Source organism: Candidatus Villigracilis saccharophilus (assembly GCF_016711665.1).
The window spans coordinates 19,850-46,341 of sequence record NZ_JADJSO010000066.1 but is presented as its reverse complement, the minus strand read 5'-3'; the positions used below and the strand labels follow the sequence as shown (position 1 = coordinate 46,341).

Annotated in this window: 24 protein-coding genes and 1 riboswitch; of the genes, 2 read left to right on the top strand and 22 right to left on the bottom strand. The window is 51.0% G+C overall.

Features of this window, described 5'->3' with window-relative positions; all coding sequences use genetic code 11:
• The first annotated feature begins 19 nt into the window (after positions 1-19).
• Positions 20-595, top strand: coding sequence for a DUF4126 domain-containing protein (locus IPL17_RS21120; protein WP_345309067.1), 576 nt, complete (start codon positions 20-22; stop codon positions 593-595).
• Between the two features lie 43 nt (positions 596-638).
• Entirely contained in the window at positions 639-794 is a 156-nt protein-coding gene (locus IPL17_RS21115) for a hypothetical protein (RefSeq protein ID WP_345309066.1), read from the top strand.
• Between the two features lie 24 nt (positions 795-818).
• Here the strand turns inward: IPL17_RS21115 and IPL17_RS21110 are convergent, their stop codons facing one another.
• From IPL17_RS21110 to IPL17_RS21005, 22 genes are all read right to left on the bottom strand, one after another.
• Positions 819-1,268, bottom strand: a complete 450-nt coding sequence (locus IPL17_RS21110) for a DUF402 domain-containing protein (protein ID WP_345309065.1) — start codon at positions 1,266-1,268, stop codon at positions 819-821.
• Positions 1,265-2,290 carry an ABC transporter ATP-binding protein gene (locus IPL17_RS21105; RefSeq protein WP_345309064.1) on the bottom strand — a complete coding sequence of 342 codons (1,026 nt, stop codon included), beginning with the start codon at positions 2,288-2,290 and terminating at the stop codon, positions 1,265-1,267. The genes IPL17_RS21110 and IPL17_RS21105 overlap by 4 nt, the downstream gene beginning before the upstream one ends.
• A 1-nt stretch (position 2,291) precedes the next feature.
• Positions 2,292-4,001 carry an iron ABC transporter permease gene (locus IPL17_RS21100; protein WP_345309063.1) on the bottom strand — a complete coding sequence of 570 codons (1,710 nt, stop codon included), beginning with the start codon at positions 3,999-4,001 and terminating at the stop codon, positions 2,292-2,294.
• A gap of 8 nt (positions 4,002-4,009) precedes the next feature.
• Positions 4,010-5,092 carry a thiamine ABC transporter substrate-binding protein gene (locus IPL17_RS21095; protein ID WP_345309081.1) on the bottom strand — a complete coding sequence of 361 codons (1,083 nt, stop codon included), beginning with the start codon at positions 5,090-5,092 and terminating at the stop codon, positions 4,010-4,012.
• A complete protein-coding gene (locus tag IPL17_RS21090; protein WP_345309062.1) occupies positions 5,064-5,738 on the bottom strand; it encodes a thiamine diphosphokinase in 675 nt (224 codons plus the stop codon). The genes IPL17_RS21095 and IPL17_RS21090 overlap by 29 nt, the downstream gene beginning before the upstream one ends.
• Positions 5,739-5,764: 26 nt before the next feature.
• Positions 5,765-5,872: riboswitch (TPP riboswitch) on the bottom strand.
• Between the two features lie 81 nt (positions 5,873-5,953).
• Positions 5,954-6,742, bottom strand: a complete 789-nt coding sequence (locus IPL17_RS21085) for an alpha/beta hydrolase (RefSeq protein ID WP_345309061.1) — start codon at positions 6,740-6,742, stop codon at positions 5,954-5,956.
• Between the two features lie 6 nt (positions 6,743-6,748).
• Positions 6,749-7,123, bottom strand: coding sequence for a response regulator (locus IPL17_RS21080; RefSeq protein WP_345309060.1), 375 nt, complete (start codon positions 7,121-7,123; stop codon positions 6,749-6,751).
• Between the two features lie 10 nt (positions 7,124-7,133).
• A complete protein-coding gene (locus IPL17_RS21075) occupies positions 7,134-14,543 on the bottom strand; it encodes a GAF domain-containing protein (RefSeq protein WP_345309059.1) in 7,410 nt (2,469 codons plus the stop codon).
• A 17-nt stretch (positions 14,544-14,560) separates the two neighbouring features.
• Positions 14,561-15,466, bottom strand: a complete 906-nt coding sequence (locus tag IPL17_RS21070; protein WP_345309058.1) for a response regulator — start codon at positions 15,464-15,466, stop codon at positions 14,561-14,563.
• Between the two features lie 11 nt (positions 15,467-15,477).
• A complete protein-coding gene (locus IPL17_RS21065) occupies positions 15,478-16,566 on the bottom strand; it encodes a KR domain-containing protein (RefSeq protein WP_345309057.1) in 1,089 nt (362 codons plus the stop codon).
• Between the two features lie 27 nt (positions 16,567-16,593).
• The gene (locus IPL17_RS21060) at positions 16,594-17,871 is read right to left on the bottom strand and encodes a DapH/DapD/GlmU-related protein (RefSeq protein ID WP_345309056.1); all 1,278 of its coding nucleotides are present in this window, start codon (positions 17,869-17,871) and stop codon (positions 16,594-16,596) included.
• A gap of 126 nt (positions 17,872-17,997) precedes the next feature.
• Positions 17,998-18,621 carry a V4R domain-containing protein gene (locus IPL17_RS21055; protein WP_345309055.1) on the bottom strand — a complete coding sequence of 208 codons (624 nt, stop codon included), beginning with the start codon at positions 18,619-18,621 and terminating at the stop codon, positions 17,998-18,000.
• The gene (locus IPL17_RS21050) at positions 18,618-19,415 is read right to left on the bottom strand and encodes an alpha/beta hydrolase (protein ID WP_345309054.1); all 798 of its coding nucleotides are present in this window, start codon (positions 19,413-19,415) and stop codon (positions 18,618-18,620) included. The genes IPL17_RS21055 and IPL17_RS21050 overlap by 4 nt, the downstream gene beginning before the upstream one ends.
• Positions 19,416-19,436: 21 nt before the next feature.
• Positions 19,437-19,976, bottom strand: a complete 540-nt coding sequence (locus IPL17_RS21045; RefSeq protein WP_345309053.1) for an ATP/GTP-binding protein — start codon at positions 19,974-19,976, stop codon at positions 19,437-19,439.
• Between the two features lie 25 nt (positions 19,977-20,001).
• Complete coding sequence (locus IPL17_RS21040; protein ID WP_345309052.1) at positions 20,002-20,808, bottom strand: DUF4388 domain-containing protein; 807 nt, start codon at positions 20,806-20,808, stop codon at positions 20,002-20,004.
• Positions 20,809-20,942: 134 nt separating this feature from the next.
• Positions 20,943-22,205, bottom strand: a complete 1,263-nt coding sequence (locus IPL17_RS21035; RefSeq protein ID WP_345309051.1) for an MFS transporter — start codon at positions 22,203-22,205, stop codon at positions 20,943-20,945.
• 38 nt (positions 22,206-22,243) lie between these two features.
• On the bottom strand, positions 22,244-22,852 hold the full coding sequence (locus IPL17_RS21030) for an HAD family phosphatase (protein ID WP_345309050.1): 609 nt from the start codon (positions 22,850-22,852) through the stop codon (positions 22,244-22,246).
• 76 nt (positions 22,853-22,928) lie between these two features.
• Positions 22,929-23,315 (bottom strand): hypothetical protein, encoded by a 387-nt coding sequence (locus IPL17_RS21025; protein ID WP_345309049.1) that lies wholly within the window; start codon positions 23,313-23,315, stop codon positions 22,929-22,931.
• Between the two features lie 71 nt (positions 23,316-23,386).
• The gene (locus IPL17_RS21020; protein WP_345309048.1) at positions 23,387-24,367 is read right to left on the bottom strand and encodes a GNAT family N-acetyltransferase; all 981 of its coding nucleotides are present in this window, start codon (positions 24,365-24,367) and stop codon (positions 23,387-23,389) included.
• Between the two features lie 7 nt (positions 24,368-24,374).
• Entirely contained in the window at positions 24,375-25,277 is a 903-nt protein-coding gene (locus IPL17_RS21015; protein WP_345309047.1) for a GNAT family N-acetyltransferase, read from the bottom strand.
• 92 nt (positions 25,278-25,369) lie between these two features.
• The gene (locus IPL17_RS21010; RefSeq protein WP_345309046.1) at positions 25,370-25,930 is read right to left on the bottom strand and encodes a GNAT family protein; all 561 of its coding nucleotides are present in this window, start codon (positions 25,928-25,930) and stop codon (positions 25,370-25,372) included.
• Complete coding sequence (locus IPL17_RS21005; RefSeq protein ID WP_345309045.1) at positions 25,927-26,487, bottom strand: GNAT family protein; 561 nt, start codon at positions 26,485-26,487, stop codon at positions 25,927-25,929. Before IPL17_RS21005 ends, IPL17_RS21010 begins: the two co-directional genes overlap by 4 nt.
• Between the last annotated feature and the right edge of the window lie 5 nt (positions 26,488-26,492).

Genomic DNA, 26,492 nt, shown 5'->3' with positions numbered 1-26,492 from the left:
AATAGTAAAGGAGAAAAAAATGGATTTGTTACTCGGCGTATTTTCTGCATTTGGTCTATCCGCCAGCGCAGGATTAAATGCTTATATCCCATTACTGGTCGTGGGAGTGATCGGGCATTACTTCCCTGATACCCTCACGCTCAATCAACCCTGGGACCTGATCGCCAATCCGTGGATACTCATCTTGCTTGGCGTATTAGTCATCATTGAAATGCTTGCAGATAAAGTGCCCGCGGTCAATCACATCAATGACCTCATCCAAACGATCATCCGCCCAGTGGCTGGGGCGATCGCATTCGCGGCAAGCGCGAAAGTGGTCACCGATATAAACCCTGTGTTTGCCCTTGCCTGTGGGCTGCTTGTGGCAGGCAGCGTACACGCCGTCAAGTCTGTGGCAGTACGCCCAATGGTCACAGCCACTACAGGCGGCGCGGGCAATATCCCTGTCAGCATCGCAGAAGATGTCGCCGCAACCGGCGTCTCGATCCTCGCCTTGATGCTGCCAATCATCATGGCCGTTTTACTGGTCATCTTTTTTATACTATTGGCGTGGTGGCTCGCGCAACGCGCGCGCCGCGCAAAACGAACTGCCTGATATAATCAGGAATTAATTTCAAAATTCACAAGGAGAAGAAATCATGAACGAAATGCCTGTAACCCCGGAAGCCCCGAAAAAGAATAACACCGCCCTTATCATTGGCATTGTTGTTGCAGTATTGCTCTGCTGTTGCTGCGTTTTTGTTGCGGGCGGCTGGTTCTTCGGCGACCAGATCATGCAGTCACTAAATTTCTAATTGACCCAACAAAAAATCCTCCAATCAACATGGAGGATTTTTTGTTTTAAGGAATATCTGCAATTCCTTCAAGCCATCATAAACTCTTCGTTTTAGTTCATCGTCTAGATTTAACTCGTCCAATTCATCTTCATCCAAAACAGTTTGGGTTCCATCCGCAGAAACCCAAAGATCCAGAGCAAGATCAACATACGAAACAAAGTCATCTTCAATGATGGCGGGCTTGCCGATATTGCAATACCAGCCTTTGAAATGATCATCGTCGCGGTCGTAAATTTCAAAGATGTTATACCAGCGGTCTGAATAAAATGTTTCCACGAAGCGGTCATTGCGTTTCAGCGTGATGTCCATAAACGGCATATCATCACGATTGAACAAGGCTTCCAATGTAATGGCATTTTCTTCGCGGCTCAAAACCACGCCTTCATATTGCCATGTCACTTCATCTGCAAGATTTTTCTTCAAAACTTTCATGCCAGACATTCTACCTTAATCTTTACTTTGACAATCTCACCAACCTTCGGTGCATTCTTCATGTGGATGACAAGCCCGCTTCCCGTCTTAACTTGAAACTGGTCCCGATCAAAGAGCACATCCTCAACTTTGAGTTGAATCTCGTCATCGCCATCTTCTGATTGTTTCAGTAGCAAAGAAATTGATTCTCCCATTGAGTGTCTGTGCTTGCAATTCAAAGTAAATATGCCAACCTCTGTTTTGACTTTATGCACCGAAGCAAATACGCCTTCGATGACATTGCCCATGCCCAACATCCGCGCCGCCTGAACAGAGTTTGGGCTGTTCCACACTTCATCAGGCGCGCCATCGCGGATGATCTCACCGTCGTGCAAAAGCAAAATGCGGTCTGCGACGGTGAAGGCTTCATCCTGGTCGTGGGTGACATAGATGGCAGGGATTTTTGTCTTATGCAAAATGGCGCGTATTTGATTCAGCAGATCTTCCTTCAAAGATTTATCCAATGCGCCGAGGGGTTCATCAAACATCAACAGGCGCGGACTCGGCGCAAGGGCGCGGGCGAGTGCAACACGCTGCTGCTCGCCGCCTGAGAGGTCGGTCACTTTGCGGTTTTCGAAGCCTGTCAAATTGACTAAGTCCAGCATTTCAGCCACACGACTCTGAAGTCCGACAGCTTGCTGTCGGGATATGCCAAACAGCGAGCTGTTTGATTCCAGAATTTTCATCTTCAACCCGAACGCCACGTTGTCAAAAATGTTCAGGTGAGGAAAAAGCCCATAGTCTTGAAAGACCAAGCCAAAGTCGCGGAGGTGAGGCGGTGTTTGGGCAAGGTCAATCTGATTAAACAGGATCTGCCCGCTTTCAGGAAACTCCAGACCAGCAATCATCCGCAAGAGAGTGGACTTTCCGCTGCCCGATGCGCCAAGCAAGCAAATGGTTTCGCCCTGCGCCACGGAAAATGAAATGCCGCGCAGGAGCGGTTTGCCTTCGTAGGCTTTGACGATGTTTCGAACTTCGAGCATTTTAGAATTCTCCAGAGTCGGAAAGGCGCAGTTTTTCGATGGCAAGAATCGCAAGCGTGGTGAGCAGCATGAGCAGAGTCGCCATCGCCATCGCCTGACCAAAGTTGAGACCGCCAGGCTGGGAAAGAAAACGTTGAATGGCAATCGGGATGGTCGGGTACTCGGGGCGAGTGAGCAGAAGGGTGGCGCCGAATTCGCCAAGCGAAACTGTGAAAGCAAAAGTGGCGGCGCTCAGTGTAGCGCGGGAGAGAATCGGAAAATCAACAGTCTGCCAAACGCGGAAAGGCGACGCGCCCAAAGTGGATGCGGCTTGACGCAACCGCTCAGGAATCGATGCGAGCGCTGGTTGCAGCGTGCGAATCACAAATGGCAGCGCAACCAGCGTGTGCGCGATGGGGACAAACCACGGCGAAGCAAGCGAACGTCCGAAAGAAATGATGAAGCCAAGTCCCAGCATGACCGCTGACGAACCAAGCGGAAGCATGATGAGCGGGTCGAGAAATTTTTCAAGACGGGTCGGTTTGGCAAGCGCGTACGCAGCGGGATAACCGAGCGCGAGCGAAAGAAAAACGGTGACGCTGGCATATCCAAGCGAGTTGAAGGCGGCTTGAATCGGCGGGACGTAAAATAAGGAGCCGCGGCGATTGATGAAAAGTTCTTTGTAATAGTCGGTTGTAAATCCGTATTGGACTTCGCCGCGTTGCCCACGGTCTGCTTCGAGGCGGGTGAGCGAGCGGATGGGGAGGGAGAGCAAAGGCAGAAGGAAGAATGCAGAAAGCAGAATGCAGAGCATGGCGACAAAGATTTTTTCTTTTATGTTTTTTGGTTTGTTCGCAAGTGAAAATCTTGGCGCAGTTTGGGTGGTGACTTGGTTGATGGTGCGGGTGTAGAGGATGGAAAAGATGAGGGTGAAAATCAATTGAATTATTGAAAGCAGAGCGGCGAGCGGCAGGTTAGGAAGTTTGAGCACACGCAGGTAAATTTCCACTTCGAGGGTCGAGAAGTTCGAGCCGCCCAATAAAAGAATGACACCAAAACTGGTGAAATCAAACATGAAGACGAGCAACGCGGCGGCAAGCAAGGATGGGCGCAACAACGGAAGGGTGATATTTTTCCAAACGTGGAATGAGTCCGCGCCGAGGGAACGGGCGGCGGCTTCGAGTTTGGGGTCAAGGCGCGAGAGGGCATTGCCGACAATGCGGATAACGATGGTGGTGTTGTAAAAAATATGGGCGGTAAGAATAAGGATGAAAGGTGAAGGATGAGGGATGAAGAAAGAGAACAAACCGTGATTCCCGAAGAGCGCATTGAAACTTGATGCAACGACAACGGTAGGAAGCATGAAGGGAACGGCAGTGAGGGCACGAAGCAGGGATTTGCCGTGAAAATTAAAACGCGAAAAGAGAATGGCGGAGGGTAGGCCAAGGGCGAACGTTAATACGGTGGAGAGAATCGCCTGATAAAAAGTAAATCCAGCAACAGAGCGGATGACTTCAAAATTCTTTTGCGTGAACGCAGAAGAATCAAACACAAGTGTGATGATCCGCGCGAGAGGTTGGAAGAAGAAAAAGAGCAGGAAGAGGATCGGTGCGAGCCAGAGCGAAATACGAACAAACCACGGAGACACAAAGACACGGAGAATTTTATCTCTACACTTTTGTGCACGTGTCAGTGTCTCAGTGCCTTCGTGGTTTAAATCTTTATTTTGCATTTAATTGTTTATTTCATTGCCGCTGCCCATGCTTCGATCCATTCATCGCGGTTGGATGCGATCTCTGAATACGAAAGCACAGCAGGACTTTCTGCGACCTGTGCAAAGTTTGTAAAGACTTCTGGAAGTTTTGCGTTTTTATTGACTGGATAAACGAACATATTAAGCGGCATGTCTTCCTGAAATTTCTGGTTCAGCATGAAGTCTACAAACTTTTGGGCGAGGACTTGATTGGGCGTGTTCTTGAGAATGCCTACGAATTCGATCTGACGAAAGCACATATCTGATGCAACAATGGAAGCGGTCGGAGATTCGGGCAACGGCTCGGAGGCGAAGAATACTTCTGCGGCGGGACTGGATGCGTATGAGACAACCATTGGCTGCGGTCCTTTGCCAGATGAGGCGGAGAAGTTGGTGTAGTAGGCAGTTTCCCAGCCATCTACAACGACGGTTCCATTGGCTTTCAGGCTCTGCCAGTAGGCAAGATAGTCATCGCCAAAGTGGGCTCGGGTGGCAAGCAGGAAGGCAAGACCAGGGGAGGACGTGGCAGGGTTTTCCACGACCAGTAAATCCTTGTACTCAGGTTTCGCGAGGTCTTCAAAAGAGTGGGGAACAGCGAGATTATTTTCAGTGAAATAGGCTTTATCGTAATTGATGCACACATCGCCATAGTCCACGGGCAGGGCGCGGTTGGACGGGTCGAGTTTGAATTCGTCATCAATGTCACTTAATGCGGGTGATTGATACGTTTCGAAAAAATCCGCTTCGAGTGCGCGGGAGAGGAAGGTATTGTCCACGCCGAAGATGACATCCGCGATGGGAGCATCTTTGGTCAGGATGGCTTGATTGAGCATGGAACCTGCGTCACCGCTTTGGATGAAAGAGACCTTGGCGTTACTGTCCGTTTCGAAGGCTTTGACCACGTCCTCGCCAATGGCGAATGAGTCGTGGGTCATGACGGTAATGGTTTGGGGTCTTGTTGGGGTGGGGGCAGGCGCGCAGGAGGCGAGGAATAAAGTAAAAAGTAAAAAGCAAAGTCCTGAGGCTAAAAAGCAGGGCGTTTCATTTCGTAGTCTCCAGTAATTGGTAATTAGAGTTATTGATTCGACGATGGACGATGAGCAGCAAGCCAGATTTGATCTGGACCGTTGCCGCCTCGCCTATCATTTCGTTGCTGATGCCGCGTGTTTTGTTTGGATATAAAGTTTCATTTTGCAAGGGCCACTTCAGACCTGTGGTGACGATGCCTAAAACTTCACCCTGCCAGGGAATAAGCGAAATAAGGTCGTTGAGTGTTCCGTTAATTCCGCAGGTATCACGGCAGAAGAAAATTTCTTCGATGCCGTCGTCGAGGTGAATGTCAAAGGTTGAAGGTCGAAGGTTGCTGATGAGGGCGATATTGCCGAGGGTTTGGTCAAGGCGTCCGCCGAGGGCGGCGAGGATGATGACCTGTTCGGGGTTCAAGGTCAGCGCATGTTGAATGGCGAGTTCGAGGTCAGTTTCGTTTTTATCACGGGGGTAAAGAATCACTTCATTTTCAAATTTTGAAATCTCGAAATTGGCAGGTAATGAGTCAAGATCACCTACGATTACGTTGGGTGTAAGCCCAAGTGCGAGCGCGTGACGTGTACCGCCATCTGCGGCGATAATGAGGTCATCTTCATGCAGAAGAGCTCGGGCTTTTTCCAAATCGGGCAGGTCGCCGTTGGCGAAGATGATGATGCGTTTTGGGAACAAAAAATCCTCCGAGGACGGAGGATGGCTGTGAGTGAATCAAGAGTCCCTCCGCTGGTATTAACCAGATCAGGTAATGCGGGTCGAGCGGCTTGCGCTCCTCTCAGCCTGTCGAGCAGGCTCCCCGTTCAATTGTTAAAAAGAGTATATGACCGTGAAGGGGGAATGTCAAGGCAAAAATTGGCAAACAAAAAGACCGCCAGTGTTTGACGGTCTCTCTAGCGAACTCTGCGCTTCCATTCTTCCTTCAACTGCAGTTCCCGCGGACTTGCGCCTGAGTCAAGTGCAAGGAAATCTGTCATCAGGCGGTTGAATTGATTTGGATTATCCACCATTGGGAAATGCCCCGTCCCATCAAGGGTGATCTGATGCATGTGATTCGGAAAGTGATCGATCTTTTCCTGTGAAGGCGGCGCAACCGCAGGGTCGTTCGCACCATTGGCAAACAGGCAGGGAATTCCAAGGTTGCGGATCTCAGGAAACAACGGGGTCGACTCGAATCCCTTTATCGAAGCAGAAACAGCCAGCAGGTCGGCCTTGGATGCGTCTGCCAGAGCGGAAGCGCCATCGGGAGTCCGAACAGCCAGCCATTCGGCAAGCTCTGCCATGGAGGCAGTCCGCGTACGGATGTTGATCGCTTCATAATCAAGCGGGCAGTTAACTGCCATCATTCGGTCAATACTCTGCGGCCATTTCTTGATAAAGGATAAACCAACCAGCGCGCCAAGGTTATGGCCAACGATCGCGACCTTGCCAATGCCCATTTCTTCAAGGAAGCGGTTGATCATGTCTGCCTGGCTGTCAATGGAATAGTGCTGCGGGTCGCGCGCGGTATCCCCAAAGCCGTAAAGATCAACCGCGTAAGCGCGGAACGATGTGGAGGCAATCTGCATGGCGTTGATCCAGTAACGCCATGAGCCGACCCAGCCGTGCAGAAAGACAATGGGACGGCCGCGTCCCAAAGCCTCGTAATGCACTATCGAACCATCAAGAATGATCGCGCTCATTAAAAACTATTTTCCAAATTTTGCGAGAATGGCCTTTACCCGTTCAGTAAGTTGCGTGGGGGCGAAGGGCTTGAGCATGTAATCCTCCGCGCCTACATCCATACCGGTTTGGATCTCAGAGTCTTGTCCCTTGGCGGATAAAAAGACCACTGGAATATCCCTTAAGATCGGGTCGGCTTTCATTAAACGGCAGGCTTCATAGCCGGTCATTTTGGGCATACGCACATCCATGAGGATCAGGTCGGGGATAACCTGCACGGCTTGTTGGACCGCCTCTTCTCCATTGGCGGTGGCGGTGACCTCGTGCCCGGCAAACCGCAAAGTAAATGCCACAAGTTCGCGAATATCTGGTTCGTCTTCTGCTATGAGTATCCTTGCCATACAAACTCCATTATTTATAGATTGGAAGGGTGAAAGAAAAAACACTGCCTTCACCCGGCACACCCGCACTGGACATCCAAATGCGGCCATTATGCATTTCAACCAACTGGCGTACGATCGGAAGGCCGAGACCGGTGCCCGGGGTTGCAAGGACCAGCGGATGCTCGCCGCGGAAGAACCGTTCAAAAATACGCGGTTGTTCCTCAAGTGCGATCCCCACGCCGTTATCCTGTACATCCACCTGGATATCATCATTCTGTTGGCGCATATTCACGGTAATCGTTCCATTTTGAGGCGTGTAATTATAGGCATTGTCGACGAGACTCCCCAGAATCTGGCGGACACGTTCACGATCGCCCTTGATGGCGGGTAATTTTTTTGAAGCATCCAACGATAACGCGATCGGTTTATTTTCTATCCGTGAACGGCGAAGCACTTCTTCGATCACCTCTTCGGCGATCTCGTAGAGGTTTACGGATTCTGGATTAAGGGTGACGCGTCCCGCTTCGATGCGCGAAATATCCAGCAGATCGCCCACAAGGGTATTGAGACGGTCTATGTTATTGCGGACGACATCGAGGAAGTGCATTTGATTCTCATTCAAAGCGCCCGCCGCGCCCATGGTAAGGATGTCCACGTAGCCTTTGATGGCTGTCATGGGAGTGCGCAATTCATGGCTGACGGTCGCGACAAACTCGGATTTCAAGCGGTCCACCTCCACCTCATGCGTAATATCGCGGAAAATAGACACGGTTCCAAGAAAATCGTTTTGTAATATGACTGGCGCAAGGTGGACCAACGCAATGCGGTCATCCTCGAGTTCCAGTTGTTCGGCATACGTATCACCAGCGCGATAAGAGGCTGTGTTTGCAGACCAAAAGCGAATCGTATCCTTCCACGAAGTCGCGGCTTTCCCAAATAGACCGCCAAAAGCATCCATGGATCTGCCAAGCAGCTCGCTGCCAGTTACGCCAAGAATATTCTCTGCGGATGAATTGACAAAGGTGACGCGGTTCTCCTTGCCGGTGACCAGCACGCCATCGGCCACCGCTTCAAGGATGGCTTGTGAACGGCTGGCATCCTCTTGTTCCTTGCGCAGCATGACACCAAGGCGCTCCGCCTGGTCGCGGATCAATTCATAGAGATGCGCATTGTTAATAGCAACCGCCACCTGACTGGCAATTGCTTTAACGAGGATGAGCATTTCCGAATTGAAGAAATGAGCAGTGCGGTGAAAAACCATCAACACCCCGATCACGTCCGCGCCGACCATCATCGGCACCACAATGCTGCTGCGGTGATCCTGCCCATACATTTTCTTTTGCAGCCAGCGCGGGTCTTTATCCAGTTCATTGACCAGTACGGCTTCGCGATTCTGGACAACCCAGCCAGCTAAACTTTCACCGATCTTCAGTGTGAGATCCTGGTCAGCCGTGTCACCCTGGCCTGATACAAATCCATACCCAGCGCGGAAATGTAACAGATTATCATCCGCATTCAACAGCAGAATCGTGCCTTGTTCGGCGCCGGTGGCGTCGTTTAGCAATGACAAGGTACGACTTAAAGCACGGTCAAGGTCAAGGCTGGATGATACTTCAGTGAGAATATGAAGAAGGGTTTCTGTATTTTGTTGTTCGTGTTGTAACTGCGAAGTACGCTCGATAACACGCATTTCCAACATAGCCGCGAGGTTTTGTGTTTCCGCAAAGAGACGCCCGTTTTGAATAGCGACAATCGCCTGATTCGCGAGCGTGCCAAGGATCTGTACATCCTCTTCAAAATACACGCCTGCCTGATAGCTTTGAACAGAAAGCATACCGAGTGTTTTTCCGCCCAGCATCATTGGAACAGCCACAACAGATTGAGTATCATCGCCAGCACGGGTCTGGACTGTATCCATGGTATTGGCCTGTTCCAACGTTGAGATCAGCACCGGCTTGCCGCTCTTGATAACCTCGCTGCTTAATCCTTTGCCATACGGAACCCTTTCGCCAGGGATGCGTTTTCCGAGATCAAATAAATAGACCGGCTCGATCTCATTGTGTTCCTGGTCCAACAGGGTGATCACGACAGATTCTGCCGGCATTAGGCGTTCCGCCGCCTTATGCACAGAAGCATAGATTTCTTCCGGGACCAGACTCGCGCTGACCAATGAGCTGGTTTCGTTGAGGATTGCCAATCGCTCGGCGGTCCGAACCGTGGATTGGTACAGGCGGGCATTTTCAAGCGCAATGATGGATTGATTCGTAATGGTGCGCGCCACCTCCACATCACTCGAACCGAATTGTTCTCCGCCTGCCATTTGTGCGAAAACCAACCCCGCAAGAGTCTGCCCACTTATCAGCGGCAGGATGAGCAAAGCCGAAATATTTTCATCCAGCAGTTCCATCAGCGATGCAAGATCGGGTTCATGGCGGGGATCATTGGTGTTGAAAATTCCCAATGATTCGCTTAGGCGGCTAAATATAGGCGCATCAGGCAACCGGCGCGGGAATTTGATCTTCATACGGGGGGCAGTGACTCTCCAGTACGCCCGGCCCCGCTCAAAGGTCAGAATGGAGACGCGCTGAACGCCCAAGGCTTTGAGCAATTCATCAGCGGTCAAATTCAAGATCTGTTCAGCATCCAACATGCCGGTCAAACCAGATGTGAAGCGGTTGAGTGATGTGAGCCGCTGGGAGCGTTGATCCAGTTGTGTGGCACGACTGACGCTGTCTTCATACAAACGGGCATTATCCAACGAAACCGCAGATTGGCTCGCAAAGGTTAATGCCACCTGTAATTGTTCGCGGGTATAGAAATGCGCCTGCCATTTTTCGACAGCAAGCACGCCGATCAAATCACCTTTGGAAATTAACGGAATGCCAAGCCATGAAAGACGCGGAGCTTCCACCGGCATAAAGCGTGAATCCTCACGCACATCCCTGACCGAAATTGGTTGGCCGGTTCTGGTCATTTCCTTGAAAAGCACACTGTCTGAAACCGAAACAGACAGCCCAAGGCGGGGCTCTGAATCTGGAAATCCGCGCGCAGAGGCCACGGAAAGGCGGTCATTGTCGCGCAGCCAGAGTGTGGCCGTATCATACGGAATGATAGGGGCTAATTGATCGAGCAGGGTGTTGATCAATTGATCGCTGCGCAAACTGGAGGTGAGCGAAGCGGACGCGTTATTCAAAGCCTGCAATTGTCCGGCGCGCTCCTGTGTTGCCTGCACAAGGCGCAGGTTGTCAAGTGAAAGAGCGATCTGCTGGGCAAGCGACAACAGCAGAACTTCATCTTCATGACTGAAAGCCGAAGTGGTATTGAAATTATCCAGGACAAGCAGCCCCAGGTTTTGTTCTTTGGTAACAATCGGAATGAGTAAGCTTGAAACCGGCAAACGGCCGCCCGTGGCCTGACGATACAATGCCAGGTTTTCAGGACTCAAGTTGTAATCACGCGTAAATTTCACTTCATCCACACGGCGCGCCGCTTTATTGGCAAAGGTATTACCGGGCAATGCCTCCCCCATGCGGTAATGGATCTTTAGCATACTGTCGTTATCGGCGTATCCAGAAACCACATGCGGAACCAGCATTTCAGTTTTCGGATTCCAGATCAACACCATGCCCGCGTGTCCATGTTGGATGACCCTCCGCGAACTGTCGAGCAATGACTTGATCACCGCCTCAGGATCCATCCCCGAAAGCTGGTGACTAAAGTCAAGGAGCAGGTTGACTTCTTCGAGGCGGCGGCGCGTCTGATTCAACAGGGAGATATTTTGCAGGATCAGGGAAGTCTGTTGGGCGATCTGTAAATAGACCTGATTGTCTTCCACAGTGAAGGCAGGCATGGGTTCAGGGCTGACAGCAAGCATGGCTGCCACTGGTTTGTTATCGATCATAACAGGCAGACAAATGACGCCTTTTGCGCGCAACGCAGTCAACAGGGAGGCGTCGCGCCATTCATCGCTTTCATCCAGACTTGCTATCAAGATGGGCATGCCGTTTTGCAGACAGGCACGCAATGGATTGCGCTGACCAAATAAAGCCTCCACGTTCGTGGAACGCGGCAAACTGCCGAGAACATGCAAAAGACGCGGACCGTCCAGTGTATTCTCAGCCACCAACGCCACAGACATGCCAAGCTGGGTCAGCGTTTCACGCCCAAGCGCAGAAAGCGCGGAAGAAGCATCCAATTGGCGGCTGACCGATTCGGTAATAGCGAGACCTGCCCGCACCCGCTGGGTGCGCCGATCCAAATTATGCAGGGAAATGGTTAACTCAAGATCCTTATGAAGCAGTACCGGCAGATCATTCTGTGTGATATCAAGTAATTTTTGCTGGCGCAGCAAGCCGGAAGCCAGTGAATCAATGCGCGCGTGTAATTCCTGCTGACGCAGAGTCGTGCTGATCAACAAAGCAGCCTGGGCGGCGAAAACCTCAACAGTTTCGATCGCCGCCCGATCCGGGCGAAGTCCATTCAATGGATCGTCAAGGCTGATCAAACCCACGATCTCGCCATCGGTATTTTCAAGCGGAATGAGCAGGGCATCATCCGCGTCCCAGGTATTCGCAGCTTTGGAAGTAGCCGCGGATACATCCAATGTGATCATGTGCACATCTGAAGGCACCACGGGAGATCGGTCAATCGGAATAAAAAAGGAACGGCTGATCTTAAATTCTGGACGCATGATCTGCTGCATACCAGCCAGCGGTTGTTTTCGGGCAAATAGTTCAGACAGCGTTTCCTGTGGAATTCCAACGGCGGCAACACGACGCAGCAAGCCTTGTTCCGCCTCCATGATGCTGATCAAAACCACGCGGAAGGGAGTTGCATCACGAATGCCGCTTGCAATGGTCTGCAATGCCTGCTCCAACGGCTGTTCATTACTAATGCCATAACTTACATCTGCCAGCCGTACAAGCGTATCCGCGCGGCGGCGCATCAGCTCACCACGCTGTTTCTCGGTTTGATAATGCTGGGCATTGCTCAAGGCAATACCGGCCTGCACAGCCAGCGCTTGCACCAGCTCAGCCGCTTCCAGTTTAAAGAAATCGGGACGACTTGAATGCAGGGTGACCAAACCGATCACACGCGTCTGATAATTGATCGGAGCAATGATGGCAGAACGCACATTTTCGTGCGGCGCGGAAATATTTTCACGGGAGAAATCAGATATAACCTGAAGTTCATTTTTTTTCAGGATATCCCGCTCAATATCAAATAATTCACGCCCGCGTTCACAGCCAATGGATAATTCGATGCGCGGGTCAGACGCATCGCTGTCTGCTTCAAAAAGAATAATCGAAGAGCAATCCGCATGAGCCAAACGCAGCCCTTCATCGTGAATGATCTGGAGTAAATGCCTAAGATCAAGCGACGCGCCCAACTCGCGGTTGACGCGCATGATCGCGGAAAGCTGTTCCACGCGGCGGCGTAAAGATTCATCCGTCTGCGCGAGTAATGCGGCGGATTCAACCGCAGTCGCCAAATGACCAGCCGCTGTGGAGATGGTTTGAAGATCATAGGCATTGAAGAAATCCGCTTTGTAACTTCCCAACATCATTTCGCCGATACTTTGTTCACGCACCACCAATGGCACCACGACCGCTGATTCCATTCGAAGAGCATCAGCCAATGGACGGTAAGCGGGTAATACCCTTCTATCCGTGCTGAGATGTCCTGAGAGAAATGATCTTTGGCTTCCAGATACCGTATGGGAATAATTGGGATCATCCACAAAGATCTGAAGGAAGGATTTACTGATCGCATCTGTAACGCCAAACGTTGACTCACGGCGCAGACGAAGTTCACCGCGCGATTCATCCAACAGGAAGATCGCACCTGTATCAGCTTGAAACAGGTGCGCTAATTCCTGCACAGAATATTTTAAGATTTCTTCAAGTGTGGCGGATGACCCTGAAAGACTGGCGATCCGATGTAATGCGTCAGACCGTTGGGCACGCAAGCGCGTCTGCTGCACCAGCAACACATTTTCAATCACCGCCGCAGCCTGGTTTGCAACAATATTCATCAAGCGGATCTCTTGCGGGGTAAAGGAAAGCGTGCCGAGTGTATGATGACCGACCTGCAAATATCCAAGCATGCGCCCTGAAGACAACAAAGGCATAAGCGCCATGTCTCGTAAACTGGCGGCAGTTGCAATATCGGCAAGACCCAGGGCACGCCAGGTCTCATCGCCGGCCGCGCTTAATGTAAAGATCGATTGTTGGGATGCAATAACCTTTTCAGCAGAGCCGCCCACTGGAACCGCAACTCGATAGATCTCCACCAAATGCGGCGGCAACCCGCGAAACGGGATCCTGCCTTCGAGCACGCGCTTATCTTCATCATAAAGAAGAAATCCGACAACCTCTGCTGGAAATAACGGGGTGACGCTCTCCAACAACCGCGCAAAAATATCCTGAAAATCGTGTACAGAACCAAGCGCCTGATTCAAATTGGCAAGACCGGCAAGTTCTGTCCCGCGTTTTTGCTCCTCTTCATATAATTTTGCGTTGCGGATCGCGACCGCTGCCTGGGCTGATACCAAAGACAACAGATCAAGGTCATGCTGACCAAACGCGCCGCCTCCAACCTGACCCGCCTCCAGCGCGCCGACCAATTCGCCGCCCGCCATGAGGGGAATTCCCAAATAGGATTGGATCGGAAGCAGTTCCCCGTTCAAGGTGAGTTCCGGCTGTGACTGAGCATCTGAGATCAGGATGGGTGCATGACGCGCGGTTAACTGATTGGTCAAACTGCCAAATTGAGAAAAAGATTCAGGTGCGACGCGTTCTGCGCTGACCACAGCTTCCTGATAACGATACGGAACCAGGACCTGTCTTTCAGAACTCCACAATTTCAACTCAAGCACATCCGAAGGTACAAGGCGGATGACATTTTTCAGAATGGCTTGTACCGTAGTTTGCAGGTCAAGACTTTCCGCGATCCCCTGTCCAAAATCAGTGATCACTTGCAGGATCTCTTCCGAAGCGCCATGCCCATCATCCAGCACGGGGAGCATATCCTTACCGCGCAAAGAAACCAGCATCATTGGAAAAACGCCTGGTATTTCATAAGACGCGATTTCTACCAGTCTGCCGTCAAGCGAAACCCTCTTTTGTCCAGGGACAGCGCATATATCAAGAAAGTCACTGGAAGGACGAACCCGCCGCGCAAGACGCTCAAGGTCATAAGGCTCATTCTCGTGCAAGTTAAAATAGGAACGCGCAAACGCGCTGATATATTCCACCCGTCCGCCCGGTTGGAGGATGATCACCGCTTGATCTGATTGTGTCGATTCGGGGAATATAAGGGGGGTGGAATTAGATTGTGCATTGACCTGTGGACGCAAAAATATACGCAATACCACCCAGACCAGTATGATACATACCAGCCCGGCAATGAACAGGCTAACGCCAACTCCGGAAAACATGAAAAATGCCCGCCTTATCAGACGGAGGAATCGGACGCCGCATCCTGACGGCGCGCTTCTGCCGCAAGCTCCGTGATCTCACGGATATCGGCAAAGGAATGCGAACTCGGCGAAACCAATCCCGCCGCAAAGGTCATGAAGGGAACTTTCTCCAAAACACCGTCCGTTCTGGGTGCTTGAATGAAACCCTGCTGACGATCGATAAAGTTATAGTGGGTCTGTATTTCTTCTGCAAAACGTTCCTTTAGCCTTTTGCGAATATTCGGCGCTGCCTCGTTCGTCGTAATAATAATAAAATTATCACCGCCCGCGTGGCCGATGAAGTCACTCATTGTACCGAGTTCGTCCACCACTTCTCCGATCACCATCGCAGCAAAACGGACAACATCATCGCCCGCAACAAATCCATACACATCCTTGAAAGGTTCGAAATGATTCAGGCGCACATCCAGCAGCGCCCACTCTTTCTCGCGGATGATACGGCGCAGCTGCTCTTCGATCAAGCGGCCCGCAGGCAGGCCGGAACGCGGATCAGTGAGACTCTCCCGCTCTGAACGGCGAATGGCTCCCTGCACACGCAGTTTTAATTCTTCGATATCAAAAGGCTTGGTGATGTAATCATCCGCGCCCAGCTCCAGCCCCTGCAGTTTGTCGCTGCGTTCATCTTTTTGTGTCAGGAATATCACAGGGATGTGGCTGGTGCGTGTGCTGACCCGCAAATTGCGGCAAACCTCATACCCGTCAATATCCGGCAGCATGATATCCAACACGATCAAGTGCGGCAGAGCGCGCTTAACCTTCTCCAAAGCGTCGCGTCCCCGATGCGCCACATCGACATCATATTTCATGCCTGAGAAATAGATCTTAAGCATGTTGGCGATATCTACATCATCTTCCACTACCAAAAGGCGAGCATTTCCCATATAAGCCTCCACTAGCCGTGCAGCGCGCCAATGCGCGCATTTTTCTTAACGGCTGCGATCTGTTCAGTTGTTACTTCACGTTCGAACGAACGAAATCCGCTCATGCGAAAGCCGTGCTTTTCAGCGATCGCGGTGATCTCTTTAACACGCTCAACTGTGATATCCCTGCCCACGGTGTAATCTTCAAAGCGGCCTTCCAAGGCCAGCGCAATGGTCTCAGCCATGCAAGCGTACACCTTTCCTTCGGGAAAACCAAAGTTAAAGTGAAAATCCACATCACCCGGCACATCCACCATTCCGCCGTCAATCACTAATATATCATCTCTCACTGCCGCCACCATTGCAGAAACGTCACGAGGGCGCGCCACGTCGCAAACCACGCTGCCTGGCTGCAAAAATTCAGGGCGGATGACATCGTGAATGGAACTGGTAACGGTCAATATCAATTGCGCTTCCTTTAAAATATCCATCTTCGTATTGATGACAATTTCGCCTCGGGACTTAAGCTGAAGCCTGTCTCGCAAGGCCTCGAGTTTTTTCTCATCCCGGGCGAGGAGCAAAGTCCGTGCCGCTTCACCAGCCAACAGTTCAGCACAGACGCGCCCGATCGCGCCCGTGGCGCCCACGATGGCCACCGTCGCCTCTTCCATTTTTATATCCATCACGCGCGCCGCTTCACGGATGGCTTGCACCGCCATTGCAACCGTGTACGAGTCGCCGGTGGTGACGGGAATATCCAGCGCGTTTGCGATGGTCACGCCCGCATCGCCGACCACGGAGGTAAATGCGCCGAGACCAAGAATGTTCGCGCCCAGTTTTTCAGCCATGCGTCCCGTTTGAATAATTTTACGATAGACCGTGCGCTCGGGCAATTGCAACATGCGGCGCGGAGTATATGGACAGGCAATGAACCAGCCTTTGACGGTCTTGCCCGTGGCTTGCGAGGTGATTCCTTCGATCTCTGAAATATAAACGGGCGGAAAGAAGGTGGAAAAAAAATCTATTTGTCTTTCGTTTAATATTTTTCCCAGCAACGGGAACTTGCGGCTTACATCCCGCTTGGGTTCAATGGGATGAATGATAAAGGCGAAGCTGTCCATTTTATCTCGACAAAACTCGATACCCATTTACCATGACTCAGCCTTATCTTTTACATTCTTGTGATACGGGGTCTGATGCAGGTGCGCGAGTTTTAAATTATGATGGTCGCTATCTTGAAATGAAATATCGCGGTCGATCACACGGCGTTTGTCAGAAGCCGCCAGCACAACATCCGATTCGATGGTGCGCGCGGGGTACACGATCATGCCGGAACCGATGCGGCAGTTATGCCCCACACAGCCGCCCAGCACGGGACGATTGGACAAGCTCAACCTGCCATTTCCATCACGGGCACGGATGGGCGCGGGAATGAGGTTGTAATCTGTCCAAGTGGACCCGGCGCCTATAAATGTATTCCTGCCGATAACGCACATTTGCAGACAGGTATTTTGCGCCAGCATGCTGTTTTCCATAAGGGTGGTCATGAACAATGCAGCGCGGAAAGGCAGAAAAGCGCCGTCTCCCACCACTGAAAGCATGACTTGCACATCTTGCGATATATTGACGTTATTGCCAATGTAACTGTTATCAATGACCGCGCCCGCATTGATGGTGACATTGTCGCCGATGATGGCAGGTCCCTTAATCACGGCGCTGGGGTCAATGACACAGTTCTTGCCAACTTTTACAGCCACAGAACTTTCCAACACCTGCCGTCCTTCATAGATGGCCCTGCCAAGGATATTAAGTTTAAATGAAAGCTCTTCATTGGCACGTTTTTCAAAACGCGCGCCGCGCGCAAATTGACCGAAGACCATATCCGCGACAAAGACATGTACCCATGAATCAATGGCGAGCATGGCGCGCAACGGCACCTGGAAAACAAGGTCGCCGCTTTGATCTCCCATATAGGTCGGAACATGATAATAGCCGATCTCACGCGCCTGCATGTCGATCACAAGCGGTTCAACGCTCGCTGTTGGGCCGTTGGGGTAATACCACAGGTCTGCCAGATACAAACTACCGGCGGGCGTAAAAGATGTAGAAAGCGGCAGGGCGTGTTCACGAAAGGCGGCGTCATTCGTGCTAAATGCTGCGCGCACAGGGCGGTTCTTTTTCTTCGCCGCTTCGATAAAGGCTTGAATATAGAATTCATCAAAAAACAGATTGTCACGATAAACGATGGTGGGTTCTTTTACAGGCAGAAGCGGTTCCCCCGGCTTCAATTCCAGCTCACGGGTGACGTACGGCGCGAGCAAATTACGCTGATGCAGCCAGAGCGGCGAATTTTGGATCCGCAGTTCACGCGCGGTTTCACAAAATGGCATGATCGGGTTCTGCGCGTGCAGGATGATCTTAAGCATGGGCAGAATTATAAATCAAAGTCTGTGATAAAACGCCTCAACAAAGTCGTGATAGAGTTTTTTAGAAGAATTTTATGAGCGATAAAACCGACCTCGGACGTCTTAAAGACCTGCAAGATCTTGAGATCATGAAAACGGAGTTGTATCTATCACGATCGTGCAATCCGCATCACCCTGGGCAACGCAGGTGGTCTCTTTTACATCGAATACCTTTCCGCCGCTTAGCCAATATAATGATTCCTGCAAGAGGCCGACAGCAAGATGGCAAACCGGCTCATCGGTGGTCCGCCCCCAGCATAATGGGCAGCGTTCTATATGCCAGAATATCTTGTTGCCCTTTTCTTCAACGCGTACTTTTTGATCGGTATGCTTGTTGAATAGGTCAGCAAAGGATTTGGTGCCGGCGCTTAATTTCGTGGGTAGTGAAAGCAGGCGGAAAGCCATTTCGGTCAAGCCAAGCATCGAGCCATATTCCTTAAGACCATACGAAAAACAAGCCCGCCCGATTCGCAGTGCCAGTCCACGCCCGCCGCGCGGACCGTAATTCTGCTCAAGCGTGCTTTGTAACAGGCTGATCGTCTCAAATGGGAAATCGCGCTCTGTACTTGCGGGCGGATAACCCTGGATATATTGCTCAAGCGAGGCAAGGCGCAGGATGGCGTCCACCCCGTGCGAACCCATTACCTCCTCCATACCGGTCAACATGATCCTCCCCATTTTTTGAGGATAGAAGAAGGAGTCTGAGCTCATAAAGTTGGGGTTTCCTGATCAAGAAATGCCTTCAGTTTTTGAGTGAACGCGGTCGGTTCTTCCAGCATGATGAAATGCCCCGCTGTCGGGAAGCGCTCAATGACTGCATGTGGAATGCCCTGAAGCATCGGCTGCCACTGCTTCGGATGAACGATCACATCCTTATCACCGTACATGCCCATCGCGGGGATCTTGACCTGCGAAAGCATGGGAGTTAAGTCGGTGCGTCGCAGGGAAGCGATAGATCGCAGGAAAGATTCAACGGTCGTACGCGAAAGATCGCGATCCATCATCTGCGGAAAACGCGGATCCCTGCAGATGAGCGGGGAATACAATTTCATCCCCGCGCGAAAGACAGGCATCATATTGAAAAGCATGAACGCGATCCCGCGATAGCCTGCCAGTTTAAGCAGCGGCGCGAGCGAGGAACCGATCATCGGCGACCCGACCACGACCGCTTTGCTGACCCTTTGCGGATATTTGATCGCGACAGACAGGCTGACCGTGCCGCCCATGCTGTGCCCCACCAGCGGCGCGTTGACGATCCCCAACTGCTCCATAAATTGATCTACAAGACTGACAAAATCCGAGACCGCGTAGGTCTCGCGTTTTTTTCCTGATTCCCCAAACCCCCAAAAATCCAGCGCGTACGTGCGATAGAACGCGCCCAAATACGCCATTGTTTCCTGCCAAAGTCCCCACGAACCAAGCCATCCATGCAAGAGAATAACCGGACGCCCGCGTCCGTACACTTCGTAATGAACTATTCCCTGATCAGTGGTGATGGATGACACAGAAAATCGTAAACCCGCCGCCTACTTGCCGGATTCCATTTCCTTTAGGATGCTGTACAACAGCTCAAGCAATACCGATTTGACGGTATCGCGATTGGTCGCTACACAGGGTAAAAGTTTTGTCTTGCTGTCCAGTCGCAGGGCATGACGCACGTCTTCAAGATCCCAGGCATCTTCCATATCCTGCTTGTTTGCAGCCACCACAAAAGGTGTCGGCGCATATGCTCGGAACGTCTCCAAGATCGAACGTGCCTCGCGGAATGTTTCCGGACGGGTGCTGTCCACCATCACGACAAATCCCAGCATGCCTTCCGAAAGGATTTCCCACATAAAGTCAAAACGCTTTTGGCCCGGTGTCCCGAACAGATACAGCACCAGATCCTCGTCCACTGTGATGCGTCCAAAATCCATCGCCACGGTTGTGGAAGATTTAACGGCACGTTCTTCTTCGGATGAGATCCTGCGTTCCGTGGCGACCACATCAATTTCACTGACAGACTGAATGAACTGAGTCTTGCCAGCGCTGAAGGGACCTGTCACTACCATTTTGACCGTTTGCATAATTTCTATCCTCTAAAACAGATAACTACATTGCCCGAATACGTCCGATCAATTTATTGATCAACGACCTTTGTTCCTGTTTATTCGGCGTTGGGAACATCTTCGGGTTTTGGACAACCGCCAGACCTGCGGGGCGCGCCAGTTCAACCAGCCCGGCCTGTAATAGACCATATACGATCCTACGGATCTCGATCTCGCTCAATTTATTGGTACTGGCGATCTGGCGCATGGTATTCTTTGGGTCCACAAACTTGACCACTTTCCATTCATCCACGCTCAAATTCACATTCGTGCGCGGCCGATCCGTAAAGACAAGCGCCATGTCCAGACTGGGGATCTCATCCTGCAAATGTTCCAGTTCGCGAAACTGGCGCGAACCTTCCATAATAATATTCTCGAGGTCAAGGCGCACATTAATACGCCCATCCGGAGGCAGCATGTCAGTCTCAAAGCGGAAGATGCCTTCCACCCATGAGAACAGTTTCCGGACCACATCGGTAAAGTATCCCTGCAAATTCACGAGGATCTCTTCCTGAGAGACGTACCCCGCATTAATAAGAAGCAGTCCCAGTTCCTTATCGGTCATCTGTCCTGCGCGGTCTGCGATCGCCCGGTATTGATTGACATTGATCTTATTGGCTTTATGCAGGACCAACGCCAGACTGCCATCCTCCTTGCCCACACGCGCGTAGGCAAGTTTGCCGTCACGAAATGAAATATACGCCTGCTCCGAAACTCCATCCACCACCAACGTACCGGTCTTGCTGGCAAGGTTGATCAAATTTAGAAGTTGTGTAATTGTAAAATCACGTAAATTTCCACGCAGGGCCATTGATCCTCTACTAACCATCCCATAGGAACAGTTTTCAAAATTATACATGCTAGCAGATAATGCGTCAATTAAACCACTTAACCGTCTTGCAAAGAAAAGGAAAAATGGATGAAATACACGGCAGTTTTCCGAGCCTACTCTGAAACCGACTCAAATTCTCCGGCATCCGCCTCTTGCATGGACTGAGAGTTGGCTCTGCCTACGAGCAGCATGGCCGGTAAAAGCAACAGACCCGAAGTCGTGATGGCCGCGACAACCGACAGGAATTTTGCGATCAGACCAACGCTTGGCCCACCCGCGATCTGTCCAAAAGCATCTACCTGCCCCGCCATTGAATGGACGGTCGCCCGAGTCTGCGGATCAAGTTTTTGATTTACCCACCCTGAGTAGAGCGGATTGCTCACGCTGCGAAAAATATTGATGACGAGATACAGTCCCAAAGTCAAAGGAAGAAACGGTGAAATCGCAAAGCCAACCATCGCGAACGCGATCAACCCGGTCACGATCAGCATGGCGCGCCCTATCGCGAGCGGACTCCCCGAGTCCACGCGCTTCTCGACAAAACGGATCGCAAAGATTGTCAGCACGGAGGCTGTGATTCGAAGAACGGCAAAGAATGCGACCTGATTATTCCCAAAGATGACCGGGATTTCAAAATTATCAATTAAATGCTTCACCCACAGGCGGTCAAAACCTTCGCTGTACAAACCATAAAATAAACCAACACCGAGAATATTGATCAAGCGCGGGCGGGCACGGACCGATATCAGCCCCTGATTAAAAGTATGCCACATGTGCTGCCAGTTATTGCGATCTTCCCTGGATGCGGGTTGAAAACCAGTCTCAGGCATGATGAAGATAAGCACCAAACCGATCGCTAGCACACCTGCAGCGCCAAATTGAATAGGCAGCGCAACGTTGTTCGCGCCAATGAACATCGCCAATCCCATTCCGATCAAGGATGCGGTCAAGCCCACCCGCGTGGCGCGCAGAAAAAGCTGATTGGCAGGTTCTTCGCCGATCTCATCTGAGATCCACGCCTGCGTTGCGCCGCTGGTAAAGGTATATCCCAACCCCCAGACCACCTGCGCGAGAAGAATGGGAATGAAAGCAGGAAAGAATCCTTCAATGAGAAAACCAAGTCCCATCAGAAAATAACCGATGATGATGGACAAGCGCCGTGAATACACATCTGCGACCACGCCGGTCGGAATTTCAAAAACAAAAGCCGCAACTTCCAAAGTCGTTCCAACCAGTACAAGCTGCAGCGGGGTCAGCCCGGCAACCGTTGCTTCATACAATGATGTCGTGACGAACATCATCGAGAAGAATGCCGATGCTGTAAACTCAATGAATAAATAGACTTTTGTAGCATCTACCTTTAAGCTGGGAAACATTTTTACCTTTTTAAAAGAACTATTTTTATATCCCCAAACTATTTTTTGATCTTCAATAATCGGTTCAATTGACCCAGGCAATCCTGCGGATCCTTGAACAAAATTCCCTGCATCCCGACCTTTTCACAGGCCTCGATATTGGCGTTCATGTCATCCACAAAGACCGCTTCCTTCGCGTTGACCTTTGCCTGTTCCAGCGCGAGCTCATATATTTTAGCTGACGGCTTTACTACGCCAACCTCCGCCGAAATGATGACAGTATCGAAAATATCAATGACCTTCTCTTTAGTAATAAATTCGCGCAAACCGCTCCATGCGTTGGAGATCAAGCCTGTGTGGACCTTACCGCGCAGTGAGCGAATGGTCTCAACCAGGGTGCGGTCAATGACATCGCCGCCAAAGAACTCATCTACAAAGGCTTTCTTTTCAGAAACAGGGTGCCGCAATCGCTTCAGCACTTCCGCCCAATGTGCATCTTCGCTGATCTCTCCGATCGAAGCACGGCGCGCAGAGTCACTTCCAAAGACCGCCTTATCAATATCGTCATAATCCATCTTAAAGCGCTCAGCCAAATGCTGGCGCGGAGCCTGAAATTCGGTGCGCATGATCACACCGCCAAAGTCAAAAAAAACAGCACGGATCGTCATAGTGGTCTTATCCCATATTAAAAGACAAAGCCTAAAGACACTGGGTCTTTTCGGCTTTGTCATGAATTCAAAAGCTTTATTTCTTTTTGCCTTTTGCAGCCACCTTCTTTTCGGCAGGCTTGGCAGTTGATTTCTTCGCCGCAGGAGCCTTCGCTGTTTTTGCAGGGGTCTTCTTTTCAGCGGACTTGGCTTTAGCAACCTTGGGAAGCGGCTCTGTCTTGGCTACGGCAGAGGCTGGCATTGCCTCGGCTTTCGCTTCTGCTGCAGCCTGCTTGGCGGCTTCCTGCCAATTCGGGAAGAACAATTCCATCCGCTGGCGGGATATGGAATTGGCGCGGCGGCAGCGTGGACAATGAGCATCATAATGAGTCTGACTCTTCTCATTCATTGTAACGATGGCGCCCAGCATCTCGGCGCGAGCAAGGGTGAAGGGAGTCTGACAATAAATACAACGCAGGTTCATAATAGTATCCTTTCGTAAAACCTAGAATAACTTGATTCTACACGAAATTCCCCGCTTTGCGGGTCGGGTTTTCATTTTTCCAGATTTTGGCCCGCGCGCAGTTCTTTCTCATAGGTGACGAATTCACTCGCCACGTACATGCCCGCCCGTTGATACAAACGGGTCGCACCCGTCGGGTTGGAGGCATCCACGCCCAGTCCGATGGTGTTCATGCCGCGCTTGTGGAATTCGCCAAATGAATGTTGGAGCAAAGCCAGCCCTAATCCCTTTTTACGCCACGGACGGCGAACTCCCAAAGTGCCGATCCAACCGATGCCCATGCGGAAGCGATTTTGCGAATAGCCGGCAATCTGATCTCCGTTCCACGCGATCATCCACAAGGACGGGTCAAAATCAGATTTGCCAAATTTTCGATGCTGCCATTCTTCAAAAGTTGATTCATGACTTCCCCAGTGGTCGCGGAAGGCTTCGTTATCCGCCTCCCAAACCAAACGGTCATGTTGTTCGCGGATAAAGGGACGCAGTTCGATTCCCTCAGGCAGGATAGCCGCAAACGGCGCCTCATCCAGTTTGATCTCCATCCGCCAGTGGTGGCGAATGACAGAATACTCTTCGTGTACAAACATGGCGTTGCCTGTTTCATCCTTGCTATCTGTTGAAACGCGGATGAAAACGCGCAAGTCAGGCGCGGCCAGTGGAATATGTTCGCCGGCGCGGACCTCTGCCGCATGCAATAAAGATGTGCCCACACCAAGTCCTTTGAATTTCGGGTGAACATAACCATCGGCGTTTAAGTGGGCATGGGCGTTTTCGTTGAATAATTCTTCATAGCCAGCCAAACGCCCGTCCTGTGCCTCAACGACAAAGGCATCCGTTTCAATGTTGAATCCTTCCGTACTCCACCAATTCCTTAGTTCCTCGGGAGTATTCGCAACGGTCGTATCGCCATCCGCTTCGCAGACATCGTAGATGAGTTGAGCCACAGCCTCGAGGTCGGTCCAACCGGCGTGGCGCAGAATCAGATTTTTGGAAAGAGTTTTTATGGTTGTCATTTTGTTCTCAGCTTTTTCTCTTTGTATATGTCAATAATTTTTTACTTTTTTCAAAGCCGACAGATTCATACAAATGGATCGCGGCTGGATTCGTACTGACTGCGCAGACAGAGGCCTCGTTCATGCCCTCAACCTTGAGCCTGCGCAAGCCTTCGAAGAGCAGACTCTTCCCGAGTCCCATTCGCTGAAAATCCGGGTGCGTGCCTACAGGTTCGAACAGCCCGATCTTATTTAATTCATCCGTCCAAATGATGCAGAACGCAGCCGCGCGTTCATCTGGCGCAATGACAAAGATCTCGTGTTCCGGCTCATACACGGGTGACTGCATGAACCGCAATGTCCGCGGCCAATATTCTTCAAAAGGTTTTTTTGAGCCAAAAGCCGCGTGCGAAACAACTGACCGTAAACGCGCATCCGCTTCGCCGCGCGAACTACGCAGGCTGAATCCATCTGGTAATGCTGGACCAGCCAAAGGTCCAGATAAGACGCGCTTCAAAAGGACAAGATGCTCTTCATCAACTGAGAATCCATTTTCTTGCAGCCAGTGAATGCGGGAGGCGTCATTCTCTGCGATCCATACGGTTTGAACCTCATCGAAAGCAGACATTTGCCCCACAGCCCAGGCCAGGAGTTCATATTCACGAGGCGTACCTTGCAAGACTGGATCTACATACACATCGAACGCGCCAACGTCAAAAGACAGGAGCACCCATCCAAGCAGGCGCTCACCTTCTTTCAAAAGGCGGATATGCGTTTGCCAGGCCTCCTGCGGAACATCCGTATAAAAAAGCCACCATTGAAGATCACCGCGATGGACATAATATGTTGGAGATTCTGCTCTGCGCCCCTCTGCCAGCAAGTCCAGCATCGCATACAGATCCTGAAGTCCTTTATAAGGGAGTAATTCCATGAGTCATTTATCCGCAGGTCATTTGGATGTTCACAGATTTTCTCATGCGAAATTCCTCGGTCTGCAACATCTTTGGACAATTTCCGATATTGTTATGGATTCAGATCAATCCACTCTTCGCGCAGGATACCCATAAAAAACATATCCCAGCGTTTTCCGTCACGCAATAACGCGCCGCGGATCCGTCCTTCATGGCGGAAGCCCGCCTTTTCGTAGGAACGAACAGCACGCGGGTTATATTCAAAAACGGTGAGCGTTACGCGGTGCAGATTGATCTCGGTAAACGCAAAACGCAATATTAGTTTCATGGCATCCGTGCCATAGCCTTTGCTCCAGTCTTCGCGGTTACCAATGCTGATCCCAACAAAAGCGTTTCGTCCAAGCCAGTTATTGACCACGTCCAGGTTGATATCGCCAAGCAAGCGATTATCTTCAAGCGCGCGAATACTAAAAAAATGATGTTCGGGCGAATTTTTTTCAACCATCTTTTCAAAAAAATCCTTACCCGCTTTAGTAGAGTGTAAAACTGATGCGCCTGAATCCATCAGGCGCATAAGCTCAGAGTCTCGGTTCCAGGTCGCGTACACCCTGCCAAACTCTTCGTGATCCATTGCAGAAAGTCTGACCAGTTGGCCTTTGAAGATGTCCTTCATTTCGTCTCCGCCAAGGCAAGCCATTCTTCGCGCAGAATGCCCATCCACAAACTATCATAGCGGACGCCATCACGCAGCCCTTCGCCGCGCATCCGGCCTTCCAGTTTGAAACCAACTTTTTGGTAGGATTTCAAGGCACGCTCATTGTAGGCATGCAGTCCAAGTGAAACACGGCGGAGTCCAAGCTCAAGGAATGCATATTGGACCGCCAGGCGCATCGCATCTGTGCCGTAGCCCCTGCCCCAGTAATCACGCTCGCCGATCGAGATGCCCAGCCATGTTTCGGCATGGGTCCATGAACTGATCCACAGACCCACGCCGCCGATTAATTTATCTTCATCCAAGCTATGAATGGAAAATCGAAACGATTTCGAATTTGTTTCAGCACGCTTTTCCTGAAACTCCTTTATTTTCTTTTCAGACCACAATTGAGCCGGGTCGCTGTCAGCGAGACGGTGCTGCTCGGTGTCACGATCCCATCTGGCGAAGGCTTTTGCCAGAAGTTCCGGGGAATCATCCGACAGGCGAACAAGGGTTCCGCGATAGATGTCTTTCATCGCTT